The sequence below is a fragment of the Thermosynechococcus sp. OHK43 genome, assembly GCF_014466085.1.
Classification (GTDB): domain Bacteria; phylum Cyanobacteriota; class Cyanobacteriia; order Thermosynechococcales; family Thermosynechococcaceae; genus Thermosynechococcus.
The window spans coordinates 1-3,600 of record NZ_JACOMP010000056.1 but is presented as its reverse complement, the minus strand read 5'-3'; the positions used below and the strand labels follow the sequence as shown (position 1 = coordinate 3,600).

General features: G+C 55.1%; 2 protein-coding genes. Both read left to right on the top strand.

Going from position 1 to position 3,600, the window contains the following annotated elements; all coding sequences use genetic code 11:
* A partial coding sequence (locus H8Q75_RS02610) for a response regulator (RefSeq protein ID WP_297040250.1) occupies positions 1-2,167 on the top strand: 2,167 nt, incomplete at its 5' end.
* Positions 2,168-2,261: 94 nt separating this feature from the next.
* On the top strand, positions 2,262-3,600 hold a 1,339-nt coding region (locus tag H8Q75_RS02605; protein WP_365970576.1), incomplete at its 3' end, for a tubulin-like doman-containing protein.

Below are 3,600 nucleotides of genomic sequence, written 5' to 3'. Positions count from 1 at the left end.
GACCCAGACCCTTGAGGAGTCCTTGCAGATCCTAGAGGCCAGTGCCACGGATGCAGAGCGGGAGACGGCCTTGGCTCACCTAATTGCCACTGCCCACACCTTAGGGAAACAGTACGCACTGCCTTGGTTGCAGCAACTGGCCGCCGAATTACCGAAGTTAGCAGCGGATTTGCCCCTTGGGGAATTAGTGCCCGCCATTGTCGCTGAGTGTCGTCAATTGCAGCAGGCAGAACTGGTCAAGTTACTGCCGCCTGAACCGACCCCTACCCCGCCTGCGGAAACAACTCCCCCCCAAGACAGCTATCTGCGCATTCCCGTTAGCCGGCTGGATCGCCTCGGTAACACTGTCAGCGAATTGCTCATTGGCCAAGAACGCCTCACCCTCTATCAACAGCAGTTTTTGCGGGCCAATCGCGAACTTAAGCACCGCCTTGAGCAATTTCGGCCCATTCGCGATCAGGTGCAGACTGTTTACGATCGCTTGGCCACCCCCCTTGGCGGTCGAGGTCGGCCAACGAATGGCCACAATGACTTTGATGACGTTGATGACGTTGATGACTTTGATGCCCTGCAATTTGACCACTACACAGAACTGCACACCGCCCTCCAAGATTTTCAAGAATTGCTGGTGCGGATTCAGGAGACAGGCGCCGATATTGATCTGCTCAACCGCGATCTCCAAGAAGCCCTGGATCTCAACCGCCAGCACTTAAATAGTCTCTACGCTGAACTGACGAATTCTCGCTTAGTGCCCTTTCGCCAACTGGCAGAAAAGTTTGTGACCGCTGTGCAAGCCTTGGGCGATCGCCACCATAAACCGGTTCAACTGGTGATTGAGGGGGGCGATACCCTTGTCGATCAAGTGATTTTGCAGCAACTCAAGGCACCCCTGACCCATCTGGTGCGCAACGCCTTTGACCACGGTCTTGAGCCACCCGCACAGCGGCAGCAACTGGGCAAGTCCCCGACGGGAACCATTTGGCTACGGGCGCGACTGCGGGGGAATGCCGTGGAAATTCAGGTGGCCGATGATGGTCGGGGAATAGATCTGCAACGGGTCAGTCAAAAAGCGATGGAACTGCAGCTTTGCTCTGCCGAAAAAGTTCCTCACCTGAGCCGCGAGCAGATTTTGGAATTTCTCTTTGTACCGGGGTTTTCAACCGCCAAGGAGGTGAGTGATCTCTCCGGTCGTGGGGTGGGACTCGATGTGGTGCGTGAGCAAGTCCAGCGATCGCGGGGTCGTCTGCAGATCACCACCGAACCCCAGCAGGGAACGACCTTCACCCTTACCCTCCCCTTGACCCTGAGTCTGCTGCCCATGGTACTGTGTCAAGTCGGGGAGCTCACCTTGGCCATCCCAGACCTGAGTATCCGCGAAGTCATTGCCCTCAAGGAATACACAGATATTCGCCACCCCAGCCCCACCATTGATTGGCAAGGACAATCCATTCCCCTGTGCCCCCTGCATCAATTACTGCCCTATCATCGTCCCCTGAGTGCGCCAACGCAGCCCCTTGGTGTAGGTGTGGTTGTGGATGTGGCCGGTCAGGCGGTGGCTTTGGCGGTGAACTATCTTATTGCCGAGCGGGAGTTAGTGGTCAAGCCCTTTGATCAAACGGTACCCGTGCCCCCCTACGTCATGGGGTGTACGGTTCTGGGAAGCGGTGAAGTGGTGCCGGTTCTGGCTCCCGATAACTTTACGGTGCTGCTTAGGCCCATGGCGGTACCGGCCTCCCCGATCATGGCAAGACCCCAGCAGCGCACGATTCCCCAAGTGCTCATTGTTGATGACTCCATCACCGTGCGACGGCTCCTGGATCGTGTGCTGCGGCAGGCGGGCTACGATGTTGTACAATGCCGCGATGGCAAAGAAGCCTTGGATTTTCTCCTTGGCCAAGGGGATCAAGTCTCCCTTGTGATCACGGATATCGAGATGCCCCGCCTCGATGGTTATGGCTTACTAGAGGCGATTCGTCTTTCGACGCCTTTACACCATTTACCCGTTGCAATGTTAACTTCACGGGGAGGGGATACCCACCGCCAAAAGGCCTTTCAACTGGGTGCCAATGACTACATCACCAAGCCCTTTCAACCCCAAGGGTTACTGCAAAAGGTCACCCAACTGCTCGCAGGTCGCCAGGCTGCTGCGGTGACCCCCAGCGGATAAAGCAATCAAATTGCATTGCTGCCAAATTTTCTTATGAAACATTTCGCGGACATCCTTGCTAGGATCGGGGTGACTTGCGGTGGAGAGAGTAACCATGCCTGTACAGGTGGAGGAAAAATCAATTGTGCCGACGGTCATTGTGGGGGTGGGTGGCACAGGCATTGAAGTGCTCTCGCGGGTGCGGCGTTTAGTTGAAGAAACCTACGGCAGCCTGAAACAGTTTCCTGTGATTAGCTTCCTGGCCATTGACACCGATCGCGACTACAAAGTCAGCAATCCCCTCGCCGCTGGATCTCCCCTCAAGGACAACGAAAAGCACTGGGCCAGTGTCAGTGGCAAAAACGTGCAGCAAATTATTCAAAACCTCGACAACTACCCCTGGATTGCCTCTTGGTTTCCCAAGGAACTGGAGCGCAACATTACTGCCCTAGAGGCAGGGGCAGGTCAAATCCGTGCCTGTGGTCGTTTTGCCTTCTTTTGCAACTACCATGCGATTCAACAAAAGTTCCAAGCGGCCAGCGATCGCGTCAAAGGTCACGAAAGTTTTATGCAAAGCCGCTACGGCCTCAGGGTCAACAATAGTAGCCTCAATGTCTTTATTACCGGTTCGCTCTCTGGGGGTACGGGTAGCGGCATGCTCATTGACCTCGGCTATTGTGTCCGCCACTGGCTCAAGGGGCAGTCGAGTCCCCTCGTCACGGGAATTGTGCCCATGCCCAATGCTTTTGCTGCTATTAGTGTCGGCGATCGCGTCCTTGCCAATGGCTATGCCGCCCTCATGGAACTCAGCTACTTTTCCGACTACCGCACTGAGTACGTTGCTCAATTTAGCAGTAGCCTGGCCGATGAAGTGCGTTACAACTGCCCTCCCTTTGACTTTACCTACCTCGTGGGCACCAAAAATGGCGAGAGTGAATTCAAGCTGGATGAGATCCGCGAAATGATCGCCCAAAATATCTTTTTGGATCTCACCTCGGACTTTGCTCCCCACAAACGCTCCATTCGGGACAACATTAAGGCGGCTTGGGCGTCTCAGGATGCCGGCGGGCGCGGCTACCCCAAAAACTTCATGAGCTTTGGCCTCTCCAGTATTGAAATTCCCATTGCCCAAATTCGCGCCTCCTTGACCTATCGCCTCTGTCAAGACGTTATTCACTGGTGGCTAAATGAATCGGTGCAATTGCCGCCGCAACTGTTGGAGCTGACCCAGAGCCTCCTGAAACCCATGAACTTGCTGGATATGGATTTGGTGCTGGCCCTGGCGGCAGCCGGCGATCGCCCCTATATGCAGGAAATTTCCCGCTGGGTCAACGATCTGCGCCATCAAATTAGCCGTGAAAACCTCCTTGAATGTACCCAACAGGGGTTGGGGGGTATGATTGGTGCGGAAAGAGGCAAAATTTTGCAATTTGTGCCCTGGCTAACTGAACAGG